The sequence below is a fragment of the Peribacillus sp. QJM3NY_7 genome (genome assembly GCF_056173225.1).
The window spans coordinates 1,254,000-1,271,169 of the sequence record NZ_CM149663.1; the positions used below are offsets into that span (position 1 = coordinate 1,254,000).

The 17,170-nt window shown below is 41.2% G+C and carries 20 protein-coding genes and 1 pseudogene; 12 read left to right on the plus strand and 9 right to left on the minus strand.

What is annotated here, in order from left to right; all coding sequences use genetic code 11:
* Positions 1 to 64: 64 nt before the first annotated feature.
* Complete coding sequence (locus AC0VX1_RS06015) at positions 65 to 1,108, plus strand: LacI family DNA-binding transcriptional regulator (protein ID WP_475470374.1); 1,044 nt, start codon at positions 65 to 67, stop codon at positions 1,106 to 1,108.
* A 79-nt stretch (positions 1,109 to 1,187) separates the two neighbouring features.
* Here AC0VX1_RS06015 and AC0VX1_RS06020 read toward each other — a convergent pair whose 3' ends face one another.
* Both AC0VX1_RS06020 and AC0VX1_RS06025 read right to left on the minus strand, forming a co-directional pair.
* Positions 1,188 to 1,925, minus strand: a complete 738-nt coding sequence (locus AC0VX1_RS06020; protein ID WP_475471717.1) for an MBL fold metallo-hydrolase — start codon at positions 1,923 to 1,925, stop codon at positions 1,188 to 1,190.
* Between the two features lie 132 nt (positions 1,926 to 2,057).
* A complete protein-coding gene (locus AC0VX1_RS06025) occupies positions 2,058 to 2,933 on the minus strand; it encodes an SDR family oxidoreductase (protein WP_413009433.1) in 876 nt (291 codons plus the stop codon).
* 432 nt (positions 2,934 to 3,365) lie between these two features.
* Between AC0VX1_RS06025 and AC0VX1_RS06030 the strand changes: the two genes are divergently transcribed.
* Both AC0VX1_RS06030 and AC0VX1_RS06035 read left to right on the plus strand, forming a co-directional pair.
* Positions 3,366 to 4,286, plus strand: a complete 921-nt coding sequence (locus AC0VX1_RS06030; protein ID WP_475470376.1) for an IS110 family RNA-guided transposase — start codon at positions 3,366 to 3,368, stop codon at positions 4,284 to 4,286.
* Positions 4,264 to 4,596, plus strand: a complete 333-nt coding sequence (locus AC0VX1_RS06035; RefSeq protein ID WP_475470378.1) for a hypothetical protein — start codon at positions 4,264 to 4,266, stop codon at positions 4,594 to 4,596. The genes AC0VX1_RS06030 and AC0VX1_RS06035 overlap by 23 nt, the downstream gene beginning before the upstream one ends.
* 180 nt (positions 4,597 to 4,776) lie before the next feature.
* On the opposite strand, the gene AC0VX1_RS06040 is transcribed toward AC0VX1_RS06035, so the two are convergent.
* The 3 genes from AC0VX1_RS06040 to AC0VX1_RS06050 all read right to left on the minus strand — a co-directional run bounded on the left by AC0VX1_RS06040 (position 4,777) and on the right by AC0VX1_RS06050 (position 6,439).
* Complete coding sequence (locus AC0VX1_RS06040) at positions 4,777 to 5,268, minus strand: YajQ family cyclic di-GMP-binding protein (RefSeq protein WP_475470379.1); 492 nt, start codon at positions 5,266 to 5,268, stop codon at positions 4,777 to 4,779.
* Between the two features lie 104 nt (positions 5,269 to 5,372).
* On the minus strand, positions 5,373 to 5,504 hold the full coding sequence (locus tag AC0VX1_RS06045; protein ID WP_082196697.1) for a DUF3941 domain-containing protein: 132 nt from the start codon (positions 5,502 to 5,504) through the stop codon (positions 5,373 to 5,375).
* A gap of 68 nt (positions 5,505 to 5,572) precedes the next feature.
* A complete protein-coding gene (locus AC0VX1_RS06050) occupies positions 5,573 to 6,439 on the minus strand; it encodes a DegV family protein (protein WP_057275838.1) in 867 nt (288 codons plus the stop codon).
* Positions 6,440 to 6,595: 156 nt separating this feature from the next.
* On the opposite strand from AC0VX1_RS06050, the gene AC0VX1_RS06055 reads away from it, so the two are divergent.
* Complete coding sequence (locus tag AC0VX1_RS06055; protein ID WP_034314573.1) at positions 6,596 to 7,438, plus strand: YitT family protein; 843 nt, start codon at positions 6,596 to 6,598, stop codon at positions 7,436 to 7,438.
* A 136-nt stretch (positions 7,439 to 7,574) separates the two neighbouring features.
* A pseudogene (locus AC0VX1_RS06060) lies at positions 7,575 to 7,823 on the plus strand (KGG domain-containing protein); the annotation flags it as partial.
* A 49-nt stretch (positions 7,824 to 7,872) separates the two neighbouring features.
* Here the strand turns inward: AC0VX1_RS06060 and AC0VX1_RS06065 are convergent.
* The 3 genes from AC0VX1_RS06065 to AC0VX1_RS06075 all read right to left on the minus strand — a co-directional run bounded on the left by AC0VX1_RS06065 (position 7,873) and on the right by AC0VX1_RS06075 (position 9,192).
* Positions 7,873 to 8,121, minus strand: coding sequence for a DUF3813 domain-containing protein (locus tag AC0VX1_RS06065; RefSeq protein WP_413009435.1), 249 nt, complete (start codon positions 8,119 to 8,121; stop codon positions 7,873 to 7,875).
* Positions 8,121 to 8,273 (minus strand): hypothetical protein, encoded by a 153-nt coding sequence (locus AC0VX1_RS06070; RefSeq protein WP_202190617.1) that lies wholly within the window; start codon positions 8,271 to 8,273, stop codon positions 8,121 to 8,123. Before AC0VX1_RS06070 ends, AC0VX1_RS06065 begins: the two co-directional genes overlap by 1 nt.
* A gap of 103 nt (positions 8,274 to 8,376) precedes the next feature.
* A complete protein-coding gene (locus AC0VX1_RS06075) occupies positions 8,377 to 9,192 on the minus strand; it encodes a Cof-type HAD-IIB family hydrolase (RefSeq protein ID WP_413003829.1) in 816 nt (271 codons plus the stop codon).
* Positions 9,193 to 9,407: 215 nt separating this feature from the next.
* On the opposite strand from AC0VX1_RS06075, the gene AC0VX1_RS06080 reads away from it, so the two are divergent.
* The 3 genes from AC0VX1_RS06080 (at position 9,408) to moaA (ending at position 11,714) form a co-directional block, all read left to right on the plus strand.
* A complete protein-coding gene (locus AC0VX1_RS06080; RefSeq protein ID WP_475470383.1) occupies positions 9,408 to 10,196 on the plus strand; it encodes an alpha/beta fold hydrolase in 789 nt (262 codons plus the stop codon).
* An 88-nt stretch (positions 10,197 to 10,284) separates the two neighbouring features.
* The gene (locus AC0VX1_RS06085; protein ID WP_034314562.1) at positions 10,285 to 10,593 is read left to right on the plus strand and encodes a metal-sulfur cluster assembly factor; all 309 of its coding nucleotides are present in this window, start codon (positions 10,285 to 10,287) and stop codon (positions 10,591 to 10,593) included.
* Between the two features lie 107 nt (positions 10,594 to 10,700).
* Positions 10,701 to 11,714 carry a GTP 3',8-cyclase MoaA gene (gene moaA, locus AC0VX1_RS06090; RefSeq protein ID WP_475470386.1) on the plus strand — a complete coding sequence of 338 codons (1,014 nt, stop codon included), beginning with the start codon at positions 10,701 to 10,703 and terminating at the stop codon, positions 11,712 to 11,714.
* A gap of 239 nt (positions 11,715 to 11,953) precedes the next feature.
* Here the strand turns inward: moaA and AC0VX1_RS06095 are convergent, their stop codons facing one another.
* Entirely contained in the window at positions 11,954 to 12,643 is a 690-nt protein-coding gene (locus AC0VX1_RS06095) for a Crp/Fnr family transcriptional regulator (RefSeq protein WP_034314560.1), read from the minus strand.
* A 234-nt stretch (positions 12,644 to 12,877) separates the two neighbouring features.
* Here AC0VX1_RS06095 and argC point away from each other — a divergent pair, with 234 nt between their 5' ends.
* Genes argC through AC0VX1_RS06115 form a run of 4 tightly spaced genes read left to right on the plus strand, consistent with a single transcriptional unit; the run spans position 12,878 to position 17,098 of the window.
* Entirely contained in the window at positions 12,878 to 13,915 is a 1,038-nt protein-coding gene (argC, locus tag AC0VX1_RS06100; RefSeq protein WP_475470388.1) for an N-acetyl-gamma-glutamyl-phosphate reductase, read from the plus strand.
* Between the two features lie 16 nt (positions 13,916 to 13,931).
* Entirely contained in the window at positions 13,932 to 15,164 is a 1,233-nt protein-coding gene (gene argJ, locus AC0VX1_RS06105; RefSeq protein WP_475470390.1) for a bifunctional ornithine acetyltransferase/N-acetylglutamate synthase, read from the plus strand.
* A 12-nt stretch (positions 15,165 to 15,176) separates the two neighbouring features.
* On the plus strand, positions 15,177 to 15,950 hold the full coding sequence (argB, locus tag AC0VX1_RS06110) for an acetylglutamate kinase (RefSeq protein ID WP_475470392.1): 774 nt from the start codon (positions 15,177 to 15,179) through the stop codon (positions 15,948 to 15,950).
* Complete coding sequence (locus AC0VX1_RS06115; protein WP_098185150.1) at positions 15,947 to 17,098, plus strand: acetylornithine transaminase; 1,152 nt, start codon at positions 15,947 to 15,949, stop codon at positions 17,096 to 17,098. The genes argB and AC0VX1_RS06115 overlap by 4 nt, the downstream gene beginning before the upstream one ends.
* Positions 17,099 to 17,170: the final 72 nt, after the last annotated feature.

Genomic DNA, 17,170 nt, shown 5'->3' on the forward strand with positions numbered 1-17,170 from the left:
TTATTGGTATTCACCTTTTTTAAAAATGAAGTCAATAAAGGCTAAGAAAGGAGAGGGGAAATGCATGGCCATCACAATAAAAGATGTGGCACAGCTAGCGAATGTTGCTCCTTCAACAGTTTCTCGAGTGATTGCAAACAATCCTCGGATAAGTGAAAAAACAAAGGTACGGGTTCGTAAGGCGATGACTAAATTAGGATACCATCCAAACTTCATTGCACGTAGTCTTGCCAATCAATCGACCAGGATCATTGGCTTGGTAATGCCAAGTTCGTCAAATGATTATTATCAAAATCCCTTTTTTCCTACGATCCTCCAGGGTCTAAGTGAGGGAGCTCAGGAAAATCATTATTCCCTGTTGTTAAGTACGGGAAAAACAGAAAATGAAATCTACGAAGGAGTAGTGAATATGGTGCAGGGGGGGATGGTGGATGGAATAATCCTGATGTATTCAAGGATGAACGATCACATTCTGACCTATTTGAGGGAAAGGGATTTTCCATTTGTGATCATTGGGAAACCCTATGATTATATCGAGGAGATAACATATGTTGATAACGATAATGTCTTGGCTGCCGAACAGGCAACGGATTACCTCATAAAGCTAGGACATGAAAGGGTTGGATTCATCGGAGGTGATGAATCCCTCATGATGACCATTGATCGCTTATCAGGATATGAACGGGCATTGGAGAGGGCTGGAATCGATCGAAGGATGGAATATACCCTGCATGAAGATTTTTTGCATGATGGGGGACAAGCCGCTGCAAAAAGGTTACTATCCATCGATGAACCCCCTACCGCTTTGGTGGTCAGTGATGATCTCATGGCACTTGGCATCGTGCATTCACTTCGCGAAATGGGCGTGCGCACTCCTGAAGAAATGTCTATCGTCAGCTTCAATAACGTTCTTTTCTCTGAACTGTCATTACCAGCTCTGACCTCCGTAGATATTAATATTTTTGATTTGGGATATCAGGCCGCTAAGGGCATCATTCATATACTGCAGACTGGAGATGCTCCTGCCGGGACCATCATTCCACATCATTTCGTGGAAAGGCATTCCTGCAGATCGATCAAGCAAGGTGCAATGGCCATGACTTTTTGAACGAGAGGGCATTGCGTAAAAGCAATGCCTTTTTTATCTAGAAATGTAGGCTGAAACTTTTGAATGCATGTACACCCGTTCAGTGTCTGACCAAATGATTCTCTTTAAGATATTGAATGGCTGCAAGGACTTCTTCAAGGATCTTTGGTTCGAGGCCTAGTTGGTTGTGACCGCCATAGATTTTGGAGACTGCCTTGATCTTTGCGATTTTTTCTAACGAATTAACAAGGTCTTCAGGGCTTGTCGAGGGATAAAAGGCATAAACGGGAGTATCTGAATAAAGCAGGTCGCCAGTAAATAAATAACCTGTTTCATCATCCAAAATTGAAATGTGGCCAGGCGAATGACCAGGTGTATGATAAATGCTTAAACTTCGGTTTCCAAGATCAATCGTGTCCCCGTCCGATAAAAGTCTATCGGGGTACCCCTGGTATGGCTTGTATGTATCAGGATTGAATGAATCGGGTATGGGTAATGTGATATCCCGGGCCATGTTCTTTCTTATTTGTTCCAAGGGCAAACCTTCAATGCCGTTAATCAGCCAATTGGCATCATCACCATGAACATAAATCATTTCATAATCACCGTGACCGCCAATATGATCCGCATGAACGTGTGTGGTCAGGACGATGATCGGAAGATCGGTAAGCTGGTCTGTAATCCGCTTAATCGAATCGATGCCTAATCCTGTGTCGATTAACGCAGCCCGGGTCTCACCAAGTAATAAAAAGGAATGAACTTTCTCCCAATGACCATATTCACTGATTGCAAACGTTTTTGAGTCCAATCCCTGAACGGTGAACCATGGATCTACAATATTTTTCAAAAATGACTCCACTCCTTCCCAGTCATATATTCCGCGTTATCCGGAAATATCCTGCCTGAAAGAGTAAAAGCAGTGGATTTCAATTTTTATGAAATCCACTGCTTTTGGAAAAAAGGTAAGGCCTTATCCGTTAACAACGGTCCCGCCGTTTACATGGATGACTTGTCCGCTGACATAGGATGAATCATCACTTGCCAAATATACATAGGCTGGTGCCAATTCCTCAGGCTGACCTGCACGGCCCATTGGAGTATCCTGTCCGAATTTGGCAACATCCTCTTCGCCGAATGAGGCAGGAATCAGCGGTGTCCAAATCGGGCCTGGAGCCACACCGTTCACTCTGATGCCATCTTTTGAAATGGAGTTCGACAGGGCTCTTGTAAATGCAAGTATTGCACCTTTAGTTGAAGAGTAATCGATTAGTTTTGGGTTGCCCTGATAGGCTGTGATAGAGGTTGTATTAATGATGCTGCTTCCTTTTTTCAGGTGCTTCAATGCAGCTTTAGTTAAGTGGAACATCGAGAAAATATTCGTGCGGAACGTTTTTTCCAATTGTTCAGCTGAAATTTCCAGGATACTTGTCTGCACATGCTGTTCTCCGGCGTTGTTGACTAGAATGTCCAAACCGCCAAATTCATCAACCGTTTTTTTGACGACTTCCTGGCAGAAGGCTTCATCACCGATATCACCGGAAATGAGTAAACATTTCTGGCCTTCTTTTTCGATCAATTCTTTTGTCGCTTTGGCATCCTCGTGTTCATCCAAGTATGCAACTGTCACATTCGCTCCTTCTTTAGCGTAGTAAATGGCAACTGATTTTCCGATTCCGCTGTCCCCTCCCGTTATGATTGCCGTTTTACCTTTTAATTTGCCGCTTCCTTTGTAGGCAGCATTAATTGAATCAGGGTTCGGTTCCATTTTTGTTTCCAATCCAGGTTGATGCTGCTGATGTTGAGGTGGAAATCCTTGTTTGTTCTGATTTTGGTTTTGAGTAGTCAAGATATAAACGCCTCCCATTTAATGATCTACGCTTTTTCTATTCCTTCTTTTAGGAAAAAGAAAACATGGAAAAAATACCCACAAAAATTTGGTTTATGTGTTTTAACTGAAGGGAACATGACTAGTCTTTCCATGTTCCATGAAGGCGATTCATAAGAAACTCCTATGGCGGCGCTCTCGCCGCCACCATCTACTACGAAAATCTAAACTCAAAAATAGAGTCTAACCCATTAACCCCTTGACGATAATGGATGATAACAATACAACCAGGCTGAGCTTTTTTTGGTGGGTCTTAAGGAAGATACCCTGTATAAGAAACTGGTTGTGACAGGATTGAAGAACCATTTAGTGTACTACTAGTACGTATACAAAAATTTTTGTAACAAATCTCCTGTCATATGTATTGTTAATCTTTTTTGAGGTGATTCTCCTATGGAAGCAATGATTGAACGGTGTGCTGGCCTAGATGTACACCAAGAAACAGTAGTAGCCTGTGTGTTATTTGGTTCATTAGATAAAAAGCCAAAGACCTCTATTGAAACTTTTTCAACTACAACAACGGGACTCTTGGCTTTAAGTGATTGGCTCGCTACCCTTCAGGTATCCGATGTTGTGATGGAAAGTACTGGAGTCTACTGGAAACCAATATGGAATATACTCGAAGATTCTTTTCACCTTGTTCTGGCCAATGCCAGACATGTCAAAAATGTTCCAGGGCGTAAAACTGATGTGAAAGATGCCGAATGGCTTGCCAAGCTTTTAAGATGCGGACTTATTGAAAGCAATTTTGTTCCACCAGAAAATATTCGTGATTTACGAGATCTTACTCGTTATCGAAAAAAATTGATTCATCATCGCACTTCAGAGCAGAATCGAATTCACAAAATTCTTCAAGATGCTAATATCAAGCTAACATCCGTATTATCAGACATTTTTGGTGTATCGGGACGCCGTATCCTTGAAGCGATTCTAAACGGCGAAAAAATAGAGACCGATGGTCTCCGAAAAATGGTGGATTGGCGAACAAAAGCAAGTATTACTGACATTGCCCATGCAATTAATGGTCGTATTCGCCGTCATCACCGTGATATGTTGCGTTACCATTGGGATCATATGAGTTATTTAGAAAAAGCCATAGAAGAATTGGAAAAACAAATCGATCAACTCCTGTCCCCCTATCGTAAGGAAGTAGAATTATTGGATGGTATACCTGGTGTGAACAAAGCTGCCGCAGCTACTTTTATTGCGGAGATGGGCGTTGATATGTCCGTATTTAAGTCGGCTAAACATCTTGCATCTTGGGCTGGTGTGAGTCCCGGAAATTACGAAAGTGCTGGTAAAAAAAACGAGTAAAACCACACAAGGAAATAAAGCATTAAAAACGATGGCCGTAGAGTGTGTATTAGCGACATCAAGGCAAAATAACCGAATTGCTTCACATCGAAAAAGGATTACTAAACGACAGGGGAAAATGAAGGGACGAATCGCATCTGCCCATTTACTATTAACGATTGCTTACAACATCTTAAAAACAGGAGAACCTTATCATGAACTAGGCTCAAATTACCTTGAAGAAAAACAAATGAACAAAGAATTAAAAATGATCGAATACCTAAAAAAGAAAGGCTATACAATCGCTCCATCTGAACAACAAACTGCATAACCAGTTAAATAACGACATAGTACATTTACCCCCATCAAAAAAATGAGAATATGGAGGGTTTATTTTAGCATGGCTTTTTTACTATTGTGTTTTCATACAAAAAAGAGGAGGATGAGCGCTGATGGGGGCAGTTGAAACAAATGAAAAAAGGCCCACCCAAAGCAGGTGAGGCCTTCATAATTAGCGGTAATTTAAGAATTGTACATCAATGGACAGATCAGCGCCCCGAATCGCGGAAATGATTCCTTGTAAATCATCCCGGTTCTTACCGGTAACCCGGATTTGATCATCCTGGATCTGGCTTTTCACTTTAAGGCCGCTATTTTTAATGATGGTATTGATTTTTTTTGCTTGCTCCTTATCAATGCCTTGAATTAACTTGGTCCGTTGGCGAACGGTCCCGCCAGAAGCTCCTTCCAATTTTCCATAATCCAGGTTCTTGACGGGTACGTCACGTTTAATGAGTTTACTGATGAGAACATCCTTCAGCTGTTCGAGCTTATATTCATCGTCGGATACCAAAACCAAGTCTTCTTTATCAATGGTGATGCTGCTTATGCTTCCTTTAAAATCATAGCGTGTCTGTATTTCCTTCATAGCCATGGTAACTGCATTCGTTACCTCTGAAAAGTCTACTTTCGAAACAATATCAAATGAATTTTCCTTTGCCATCACTTACCTCCAGCAGGGTTTATTTCCTTTATTATAGAGAAAGTATGATAGGAAGACAACTATCTAAACGATAATTAAAAAAGCGAGGGGACAAGCCCCGCGCTTCATTTATGGTCCGTTTTCTTCGAATAGGAGTGCTTACCTGCAGTAAGGTTTTCCTGATAAGCGATATTTTTTTCAGCATTTCTCGCTTGGTTATCTTTTGGCCTTTTATTGTCATCGGTTGTTTTGGACATAGTGAAAACTCCCTTCCATTATCTGATCAATATATATTGTTCACAATTATGGAAGGGAGTATGTATGTTTATGATTTCTCAGGGGTATCGTTTAAGAAGAAGAGGGCAATTGTGCCAGGGCCGGCATGCGCGCCGATGACGGAGCCAATTGTATGGATCATGAAGTCGGTTGTCCCGAATTCATTTTGGATGGCTTCCTTCCATTCCAGGGCCGTTGCTTCATCATCACCATGACTGATGGCAATCGTTTGGGTAGTTAAGTTTTTGCCTCTTTCGTGCATTAATTCGATTACACGTTTGATCAATTTCTTTTTGCCGCGTATCTTTTCAAGCGGAACAAGCTTCCCATCTTCAACATGCAATAACGGTTTAATGTTTAATAAACCGCCAACAAGGGCAGATGTCTTGGAGATGCGGCCGCCACGGGCCAGATATTCAAGGTTGTCTACAGTGAATAGATGCTCCATATGCCGGGTTTGGAATTCTATGGCAGCCAGGATTTCTTCTTTAGTGGCACCGTTTGCTGCCAGATCGGCTGCTTTCTTTACAATTAAGCCGACGCCCATCGAAGCGCAATTCGTATTGACGATTTCAATGTCAACGTCAGGGTACTCTTCCTTCACCTGATTAAGAATCATGACTGCCGTTTGATATGTTCCTGATAACTCGGAGGAAAAGGCGATATATATCCCTTGTTTTTTCTCTTTGGCAAACTGTGTGAAAAGTTCTATAAAGTATTCTGGAGAAGCTTGCGATGTTTTCGGGGCTTTTCCTTCAAGCATCGCCTGATAGACTTCGTGAGAATTAATGGTAAGTAAATCTTCATAAGTTTCCCCGTCAAGATGGACTTGTAAAGGGATTAATGAAACATTGTTTTCCTTATAGAAAGACAACGGCAAATCACATGCACTATCTGCAAGAATTGTGATAGCCATAATACACCTGCTTTCTTTTTACAATTTTTAGAAAATGAGTGGTCACTCTACTTTTTAGTGTAGCACGTAACGGTAAAAATTCAATCTCTACGTAAATAGAATAAATCATTAAGGGTAAAAAGATAATAGAATAAGGGTGAAATGGAGGTTTTTAGGATGTACAGTGGTGAAATGAAGAAAATTATCATAGTTGTGGTCGGGGCATTGCTTAATGCCATCGCAATGAACTTTTTTCTAATACCGGCAAACGTATATGCAAGCGGATTTACCGGAGTGGCCCAGCTTCTATCGAGGATGATTGGATCTTTTGCTCCTATTAATGTATCGACAGGTATTCTATTGCTTTTATTGAACATTCCAGTAACGATCATTGCTTGGCGAAAGGTAGGAAAGTCTTTCACTTTTTATAGTTTCCTCAGCGTTGCCTTGATGTCCTTTTTTATGGAAATCATCCCGATTACACGCTGGTCACCTGACATATTATTGAATGCGGTATTTGGCGGAGTCATAGCTGCAGTTGGTGTGGGGATCACCTTGAAATACGGTGCATCGACTGGCGGAATGGATATTATCGCCATGCTTCTTTCGCGGAAGAAGGATAAACCTGTAGGGACTTATTTATTTCTGTTGAATGGCGTGATCATTGTAACGGCAGGTGCTGTTTATGGACCGGAAAAAGCTTTGTATACACTTGTTACCCTTTATACATCGACCCGTGTCGTGGACGCGATACATACACGTCATGAAAAGCTTACGGCAATGATCATTACAAAGAAAAGCGAAGAGCTTAAACAGGCAATCCATGCTAAATTAGTCCGCGGAATTACAAGGGTTCCCGCAAAAGGTGCATTCACTAACGAAACTAAGGAAATGTTATTGATTGTCATTACAAGGTATGAACTGTATGACCTTGAAAAGATCATCAAGGAAGTGGATCCACACGCATTCACAAACATCATAGAAACGTCAGGAATTGTAGGGACTTTCCGCAGGGAATGATATTAATGAAAAATCAAGGCCATTACACTTCTATTACAAAAGGAGGTATTTCGGCGTAATAAGTTTATTGCCTGTACAAAACGGCTAATTCTTATATTGTAGCGCCAATTTAAAATCTTATGAAGGAGTGATTAAAATGGCTAACGACGAAAAAATGAGCAGGCAGGAAGCAGGCCGTAAAGGCGGGGAAGCCACTTCTAAAAATCACGACAAGGATTTTTACCGGGAAATTGGGCAAAAGGGCGGAGAAGCCACTTCGGATAATCATGATAAGGAATTCTATCAGGAAATTGGACAAAAGGGCGGGGAAGCCACTGCTGATTCCCATGGTAAAGATTTTTATAAGGAGATCGGTGAAAAAGGCGGTAAGGCACGAAATAACAATTGATGAAAAACAAAGCGAAAGCCTCCAGGAATCCCTGGAGGCTTTCAAATTATTTAGAGTGATTTTCCAGCTCTTGCTGGAGTTCTCGCAATTGTTCTTTTTCAGCCTCGTTCGTATTGGCAAAGGCTGATGAAAGAGCGTTTTTAGCGATTTCCTCTGTCTTATGCTGGTCACCGTCATGCTCAGAGTGGAGAGCTCCTTCAACAAATTCCTCTGTCTTATGCTGGTCACCGTCATGCTCAGAGTGGAGAGCTTCTTCAACAAATTCCCTAGCCTTCTGGAATAATTTGTTTCCCATTAGAAGCCACCATAGCTTTGTTCAGACATAATTCTTAACCTGTCTTTTTCAGCTTCTTCAAACGTAGTGTGATAAGGGATTTTTTCGGCATGCTTGGCAACACTTTCTTTGCCCTGCTGTACAAATCGTTTAGATTTACTGCTTTTACCCATTCTTATCTCCTCCGATTCTGAGCGTTGTCGACAACGGAATAGATCTGTTGTCCATATTAGTTTGGCTTGAAAGTTGAATATTATGAAGGTAAAAAATGACGTATTAGGCTTTTATATTGAATTTTTCTTCGAGGAAGACGGCTATACCATCTTCTTCATTCGTCAATGTCGTCGTATTTGCTACCGTTTTTACTGGTGAGATCGCATTTCCCATGGCCACCCCGGTTCCCGCATATTCGAGCATTTCCAAATCATTATCTTCATCACCGAAAGCGATTATCCTGTTTTGAGGAATTTCCAGATAGTTGGATACGCGTTTTAGCCCTACAGCTTTACTTAACCCGCTTTTTATTATTTCGATGATATGAAAAGGCTCTGCCCAGCGGCGGTGATCGACCAATTCTGCATGGACATCGGATAGGTGCTGGCGAATCTGCCCTACGAATTCACTATCTGTGTGAATCAGCATCGAAGTTGGGGAATCCTGAAGGTAATTGCGCAAGTCACCTGTCTTCATGATCGGATTTCCTAGATTGAACATGTTCATCAACTTTTCATCATGATAATGGACATAAACTTCATCCCGCACTTCAGCGATGATGTTGTGATATTTAAACTGATCACACGCTTCGACAATATCTTTCGCAACATTAATATCCAGTGGAGAGTGGTATACCCCCCAGCTTGTATGTAATGGGTGATGGACGAAAGCGCCATTGAAATTAACGATTGGTGTAGTCAGCCCCAGTTCCCGGTAATAAAGTTCACTTGAGCGAAAGGGGCGCCCGGTAGCGATCATAACCTCGTGTCCATCTTCTTTAAGTTTTAGGAGTGTTTTTTTAGTCCTTGAAGAAATTGTTTTGTTATCTGTAAGTAAAGTGCCATCAAGATCCAATACGATTAAATGTTTCTCAGTCATGTACACACCTTCTGTTCTTTTTGATTTCATTATATGCAAATATTGTTAAGCCTATTTTAAAGTAAATGTAAATCTTTTTCATTCTTTATGCATTCCTGTATGATATTACTATATCCAGGAGTATGATAACTAAAGCGAAGCTTAGGTTTGAGGTAATTAATTCCATTTTGATGATGGATTGAAAAGACCGGAACAAATTATTCGGAGGGGTTAACTTGATAATAATTGAAAAAGAACGAATTGGACAAATTCCTGTCTTGCACTTAGGGAAACAAACCACTTTCAATCAGGAATTGCCGCTTATTATTTTTATACATGGTTTTCAAAGTGCAAAAGAACATAATCTGCACTATGCTTATTTATTGGCTGAAAAGGGGTTTCGTGTGCTTCTACCCGATGTGATTCATCATGGGGAAAGGGAAGCCGGTTTAAGTGATTCTCAAATGATGCCCCGTTTTTGGGAAATGGTTTTACAAACAATCCAGGATTTATCTTTGTTGAAGGATGATTTATTATCCCGAAAATTGATTGATCCCGACAGAATTGGCGTGGCAGGTACTTCAATGGGGGGAATAGTTACTAATGGGGCTCTGGCTGCATATGAATGGATTTCCGCCGGAGTCAGTTTAATGGGGAACCCATCATATGTCGGGTATGCAGAGCTCCAAATGGAGGAGATTAAGAAAAGGAAAGTTGATTTCCCAGTTACTGATGAGGAAGTTGCGAAGGTGATTGAACAGCTCAAGCCATTTGATTTGAGTTTAAATCAGGATAAGCTTTGCGACCGACCGCTTCTTTTTTGGCATGGTGCCAAAGATCCGGTTGTACCTTATCAGCATGCATACCGTTTTTATGAGGGGGTCAAAGCAGGGTATGGCAAGGCAGATGAAAAAATTGATTTTATCCTTGACCCTAAGGCTGGGCATAAGGTCAGCAGAGAAGGAGTGCTTAAGACAGCGGACTGGTTCGCGAAACATTTACTGTCTGCTGTGCAAAATGCTTAAGTACTCACTCGAAATCTGTTATGATGCTTATACGGACATAATGATGAAAGCGACAAACTAGAGATTTTCCATAAAAGGAGTGATTGAAGTGGATCAAGATACAAAAGACATTATTCTTGGAGCTTTGGAGCAGGTCATTGACCCTGAGCTTGGTATAGATATCGTTAATTTAGGCTTGGTATATGATGTGGATATGGATGAGGAAGGTCTGACCACCGTTACGATGACATTGACAGCAATGGGCTGTCCGATGGCTGGGACGATCGTCGATCAAGTTAAATTGGTTCTGGAAGATATCCCCGAGGTCAAGGAAACGGACGTGAAGATAGTCTGGAGTCCGCCATGGACGAAAGACAAAATGTCCAGATATGCTAAAATTGCATTAGGTATAAAATAATAACTCTGTAATAGAAATGAAAAGCCAGTCAAAAAAAGTGAACCCATTCAAGGAGCCACTTTTTATGGTCTGGTTTTTTTCTAATACTTTCGGCTAGGAGTGGTTAATTGAACAGTCAAATTAAAGATTCATTGGACAGGCCACTAAGGGATTTAAGGATTTCAGTCATAGATCGCTGTAACTTTCGCTGCCAGTATTGCATGCCTGCTGAAATTTTTCACGAGAATTTTCAGTTCCTGCCTAAAAGTGAGCTATTATCTTATGAGGAAATTGTAAGGCTTTCTAAAATCTTCGCAGGCTTAGGGGTAAAAAAACTAAGGTTGACTGGCGGGGAACCATTACTCCGAAGAGATCTTACCACTCTGATTTCAAATCTCGTTAAAATTGAAGGTATTGAAGATATTGGACTGACCACGAATGGGGTCTTCTTGAAAAAACATGCCGTAGATTTGAAGGAAGCTGGTTTGCAGAGGGTGAATATCAGCTTGGACAGCCTCGATGACGATCTTTTCAAGAAGATGAACGGCAGGGATATCGGCATAAAGCCCGTAATTGAAGGCATCGCTGCTGCTAAAGAAGCAGGGCTTGGCGTTAAAGTGAATATGGTAGTCAAAAAAGAAACCAATGAATCTCAAATCCTGCCGATGGCCCGATTTTGTAAAGATGAGGGCCTTCAATTACGCTATATAGAATTCATGGATGTTGGACATACAAATGGCTGGCAGTTAAAGAATGTCATTACGAAAAAAGAACTGCTTGCAATGCTCCAAACCGAATTCGATCTCGAACCAGTTGAAGAAGATTATTTTGGAGAGGTCGCAAAACGCTTCCGCTATAAGGGCACTACTGCAGAAGTAGGCTTCATTACCTCGGTTTCCGAGTCTTTTTGTTCAAGTTGTACACGTGCACGTCTTTCTGCTAATGGAAGTTTATATACATGCCTGTTTAATGGAAAGGGACATGACTTGAAGTCATTGCTTCGTTCCGACATGACCGATGAAGAATTGACAGGGTTCATCATTTCACTTTGGAACCGTAGGGACGACCGCTATTCGGATGAGCGTGCAGCGGGAACGGTGAAGAAACAGGAAAAAATCGAAATGTCATTCATTGGCGGATAATCCGTCCGAATGAAAAAAAAAGGGATGGCAGCTATGCCATCCCTTTTTTGTATAGTTGTCAGGACCTGATGCCGGTCAATGGCGAAATCCATGTTTATACTTTTTTTATGCATTTTTATTTAGGATACAGGTAATGAAAATGATTCAATGGTCCTAGGGATGGGTTAGTCTGAAATAAATTCCATTCATTATTAAGATCATTAAGGCTTTATGTATTGCTGCTTTTTATGGGAAAGGATTCAATCGATTGTACAGATTTCTATTGGACAGTTTTCACAGTCGATTTCCTGTTTCAAATAGTCAAAGTCAAGAATCGTAATGCGGCCCTTTTTAATGGAGATGACATTGTTTTTCCTTAATTGAGCGAGCATTCGATTGACTACTTCGCGGGAGGTGCCGCAAAAGTTGGCGAGTTCTTGGTTTGTAAAGGGAAGATTGATAACTTTGCCGTCTTCCGCTTCAGTGCCATAGCTATTTGATAAACGGATGAGGGTGGAGTAAAATGCACCTTTCTTACCGTGCAGGAGCATATCGCGGAATTTAGCCTGATTTTTACGGTTTTGAGCGGATAACCATGTCATCATCTCGACTGCGAGATGGCTATCGGAGGCGATTTTTTCTTCTAATGCTTCTTTGGAAATAACCGCGACAGTACCATCTTCCATCATTTTTGCATTCATCATATATTTAGGATTTTGAGAAAATAAGACTGTCTCCCCAACCAAATCATTCTCCGAACTAATGCGTATAGTTAATTCCCGACCGTCTGGGACAACCTTACTCACTTCTACTTTCCCATTTATAATGTAATACAAATCACTTGCTGGGGTGCTCTCATGAAAAAGGTAGCGCCCTTTTTCCATATGTTTAATTTGTTGTTTATTATCTAAAATTGCTTGCATCCGATTGGATAACGATAATTCATTCATGCATATGACCACCTTTCAGAAACCGTCATTACTCAATTACTACCTTTGATTTAAACGGAAAAAACCCTAGTAGTCAACAGGTTTGGATAATTCTAGGAATTTTGTTGGATAATATTTCATTTAAAATTTATGTTTATAATTTTATAAAAATACATTTGATTTTATTTTTATTCAGTCTTATAATAATAGAATCAAAGATTGACAGAGGGACCTGAAATTATAGGAGATGGTTTTATGAACGTATCAATAGTAGGTGCAACGGGTTATGGAGGAATGGAACTAATAAGGTTTTTGAATAATCATCCGCAATTTAAAATAAAATCATTGCATACTTCATCCCAATTTGGTCGAAATTTATATGAAGAAAATGCACATTTAATGCATATGAAAGATACATTAGAAGAAATCGACCCGGAAGCGATTGCAAAAAAATCAGATATTGTATTTCTTGCAACTCCTTCGGGCGTTTCATCGCAATTGATTTCGGAATTTTCTGACCTCAACATTAAAGTGATCGACCTATCAGGAGACCTTAGGCTTCAAACTCCAGGTGAATACGAAAACTGGTATAAAAAGCCGGCAGCGCCTCAGCATATTATTGAAGAAGCCGTATACGGATTGGCTGAATGGAATGCCGGAGCTATAAAAAAAGCGAAGATCATTGCAAATCCTGGGTGCTACCCAACCGCATCACTATTAGGTCTTGCCCCTTTATTCACTGAAGGATTGGCCGGAGCGGATGCCGATGTGATCATCGATGCAAAATCCGGGGTTTCAGGGGCGGGTAAATCACCTTCCGCAGTCACCCATTTTAGTGAAATGAATGAGAACTTTAAGATATATAAGGTGAATCAACATCAACACATACCGGAAATCGAGCAACAGCTTGGGCGATGGTCATCAGGTTTACAGCCCATTTCCTTCAATACCCATCTTGTCCCAATGACAAGAGGGATTATGGCAACGATGTATATAAAGGTAAATCGGGAAACCTCAAATGTTGAATTAAAGGATTTGTACGAAACGGTTTACGAGAGACACCCATTTGTCCGGGTACAGCCCCTTGATCGCTTTCCATCCACGAAACAAGTATACGGATCGAACTTTTGCGACATTGGCGTCGATTATGATGAAAGAACAGGTAAGGTAACGGTGGTTTCGGTTATTGATAATTTAGTGAAGGGTGCCGCAGGGCAGGCCATTCAAAATGCAAATATATTAATGGGACTAGAAGAAACGGCAGGACTATGGAACAGTCCGTTATATCCGTAAACTATGGAGGGAACCAATGAATACACTACAGCCAGTTGAAGAAATTAAACAAATTCAAAAAGGAAACATTTTAATGCCCCAAGGGTTCAAAGCGTCAGGTGTCCATGCAGGATTACGCTATTCTAAAAAGGACGTTGGCATCATTTTTACCGATGTCCCAGCATCAGCCGCGGCCGTTTATACACAAAATGTCGTTCAAGCCGCTCCAATCAATGTAACGAAAGACAGTATTGCCGTTACTGGAAAACTTCACGGCATTGTAGTGAATAGTGCTTGTGCGAATGCTTGTACAGGTGAACAAGGTTTAAAAGATGCAAATGAAATGAGGAAGCTTGCGGCTCAAAAGTTCGGTTTGGAGGACCATTCATTTGCAGTGGCTTCAACGGGAGTCATTGGGGAATTCATGGAAATGGAGAAAGTAAGAAACGGCATAGAGGCATTGCAGCCAGAAAATACACCTGAAGCTGCTGAAGCTTTCGGTACCGCCATTTTAACAACGGATATTGTAACGAAGAGTTGTGGTTATGAAACAATCATCGACGGTAAAACCGTGAAAATGGGCGGTGCTGCCAAGGGTTCGGGAATGATTCATCCGAACATGGCCACAATGCTAGGTTTCATTACGACGGATGCCGTCATTGAACCGCATGATTTACAGCAAGCATTATCCTCGATTACCAATGATACATTCAATCAAATCACGGTTGATGGCGACTGTTCAACGAACGACATGGTGTTAGTGCTCGCGAATGGAGAAGCGAACAATGAACCTTTGACACCTGACCATCCAGAATGGTCCATCTTCCTGGAATTATTAAAACAAACTTCCGAAAACCTCGCCAAACAAATTGCGAAAGACGGAGAAGGTGCGACTAAACTGATAGAAGTGAATGTTCATGGCATGCATACGAAACAAGATTCACAGATGATGGCGAAGACGATCGTCGGTTCAAATCTTGTGAAAACGGCAGCTTTTGGAGCGGATGCAAACTGGGGACGAATCATAGCTGCAATGGGAAGAAGCGGAGTGGGATTCAATCCGGATCAAACAACAATCGTTTTTGGTGATATCGTCGTACTTAAAGACGGTGAGCCGATTATGTTTTCTGAGGAAGAAGCCAAAGCATACTTGGAAAATGAAAGTATCATCATTCATGTTTATTTGAAAGATGGTAATGAATCAGGCACGGCATGGGGCTGCGATTTAACCTATGATTATGTGAAAATAAACGGAAGCTATCGTTCGTAAGAGGTGAAAAGTATGAACATATTAGTCATAAAGTGCGGCGGCAGCATCATCAATGAGTTATCGGAGTCGTTTTTCAATAGTATTAAAGAGTTACAAAACCGCGGATACCATATTGTCTTTGTGCATGGGGGCGGCCCTGATATAAATTCAATGCTTGAAAAATTTGAAATTGAACCAGTATTTGAAGATGGGTTAAGAAAAACGACCACAGAAGTGCTGGAAATTGTGGAACTTATGCTGGCAGGAAAATCGAACCGCAGCCTCGTTCATAAATTGGAAGCCCATGGCATCAAGGCAGTCGGTTTAAATGGCTCGGACGGCGGGATTCTCACAGGTGATTATATCGATGAACAGAAACTTGGGGCTGTTGGTGAAATAAAACAAGTCAATACGGAATTATTCGGACTTTTATTCGAAAATGGCTATTGTCCGGTATTGACGCCCATCTCATCTACCGAAGAGGGCAATAAACTAAATGTGAATGCCGATATGGCTGCCGGGTTTGTAGCTAAGGCACTATCGGCTGACATGTGTTTATTTGTGACCGATGTTCAAGGGGTCTTGAAGAATGGGCAGATCATTGAGAAATTGAATGAAACGGAAACGAAGAATTTGATCATGGATGGAAGTATCCATGGCGGAATGATCCCGAAAGTCAATACAGCCTTGTCGGTGCTGAATAAAGGGATTGAAGAAGTGATGATCGTTAGTGGGAAAGATCATTTTTATCAAGGCGGACAATTCATCGGTACAAAATTTCTTCAGGAAGAAGGGGTATTACAATGAGTTCTTTATTTCCTACATACGCTAGGTGGGACATTGAGCCAAGAAAAGCGTCAGGATTGAAGATTACGAGTGAAACAGGTAAAGAATATCTGGATTTCACATCCGGAATCGGGGTTTTGAATCTTGGACATTGTCATGAGTTGGTAAAAATGGCCGTGACGGAACAACTTAATAAATATTGGCATGTATCGAACATGTTTCAAAGTTCCATACAGGAACGGACAGCAAAAATGCTGGCTGATGCCTCTGGTTTAAGTCAGGTGTTCTTTGCCAACAGCGGTGCCGAGGCGAATGAGGCGGCCATCAAACTAGCACGTAAAGCTACCGGGAAAAGCAAGATTGTCACGTGTCAGCAGTCTTTCCATGGCCGTACGTTTGCAACGATGGCTGCAACGGGACAGGAAAAAATCAAGACTGGTTTCGGACCGATGCTAGCTTCGTTCGAATATGTCCCATTTAATGATCAAGATGCCATGAAAGCGGCCATCGATGAAAATACGGCAGCTGTAATGATTGAAATCGTTCAAGGAGAAGGCGGCATCCATGTTGTACAGCAATCATATCTGGACGCGATTCAAACTAAATGCCAAGAACACGGGGCTCTCCTTATCATAGATGAAATTCAGACTGGGATAGGACGTACAGGAAAGCCATTTGCATTCCAGCATTTCAATATCCTGCCGGACATCATCACTTCGGCAAAGGGCTTGGGAAATGGCCTGCCAATCGGGGCGATGATTGGGAAGGAAGAGTTATCTGTATTCTTTGACCCTGGAAGTCATGGATCCACTTTTGGAGGGAATCCAGTTAGTGTCTCAGCAGCCGAAGCTGTATTAAAGGAAATTTTTCAATCAGGGTTTTTAAAAGAAACCGTTAAAAAGGCGGAATACCTTGAGAGCGAATTGGCAAAAGCATTGAAAGGCATCGAAGAAGTGAAAGAGATTCGCGGTCTGGGAATGATGGTCGGAATTGAATGTAAACAAGATGTTCAAGTGTTTTTAATGGAATTGCAAGAAGAGGGCTTACTTGTATTGAGTGCAGGTCCTAAAGTACTTCGTTTACTTCCATCCTTGACTGTTTCCGAATCGGAGATCGATACGGCGATAAATAAAATTAAAAAAGTATTGGCAATAAAACAAACTGTCTAAATTAATTGAATTTTTATAGAATAAAATGAATAATTATGCTATTGTATATATAAATATACATCATCTAAAGAG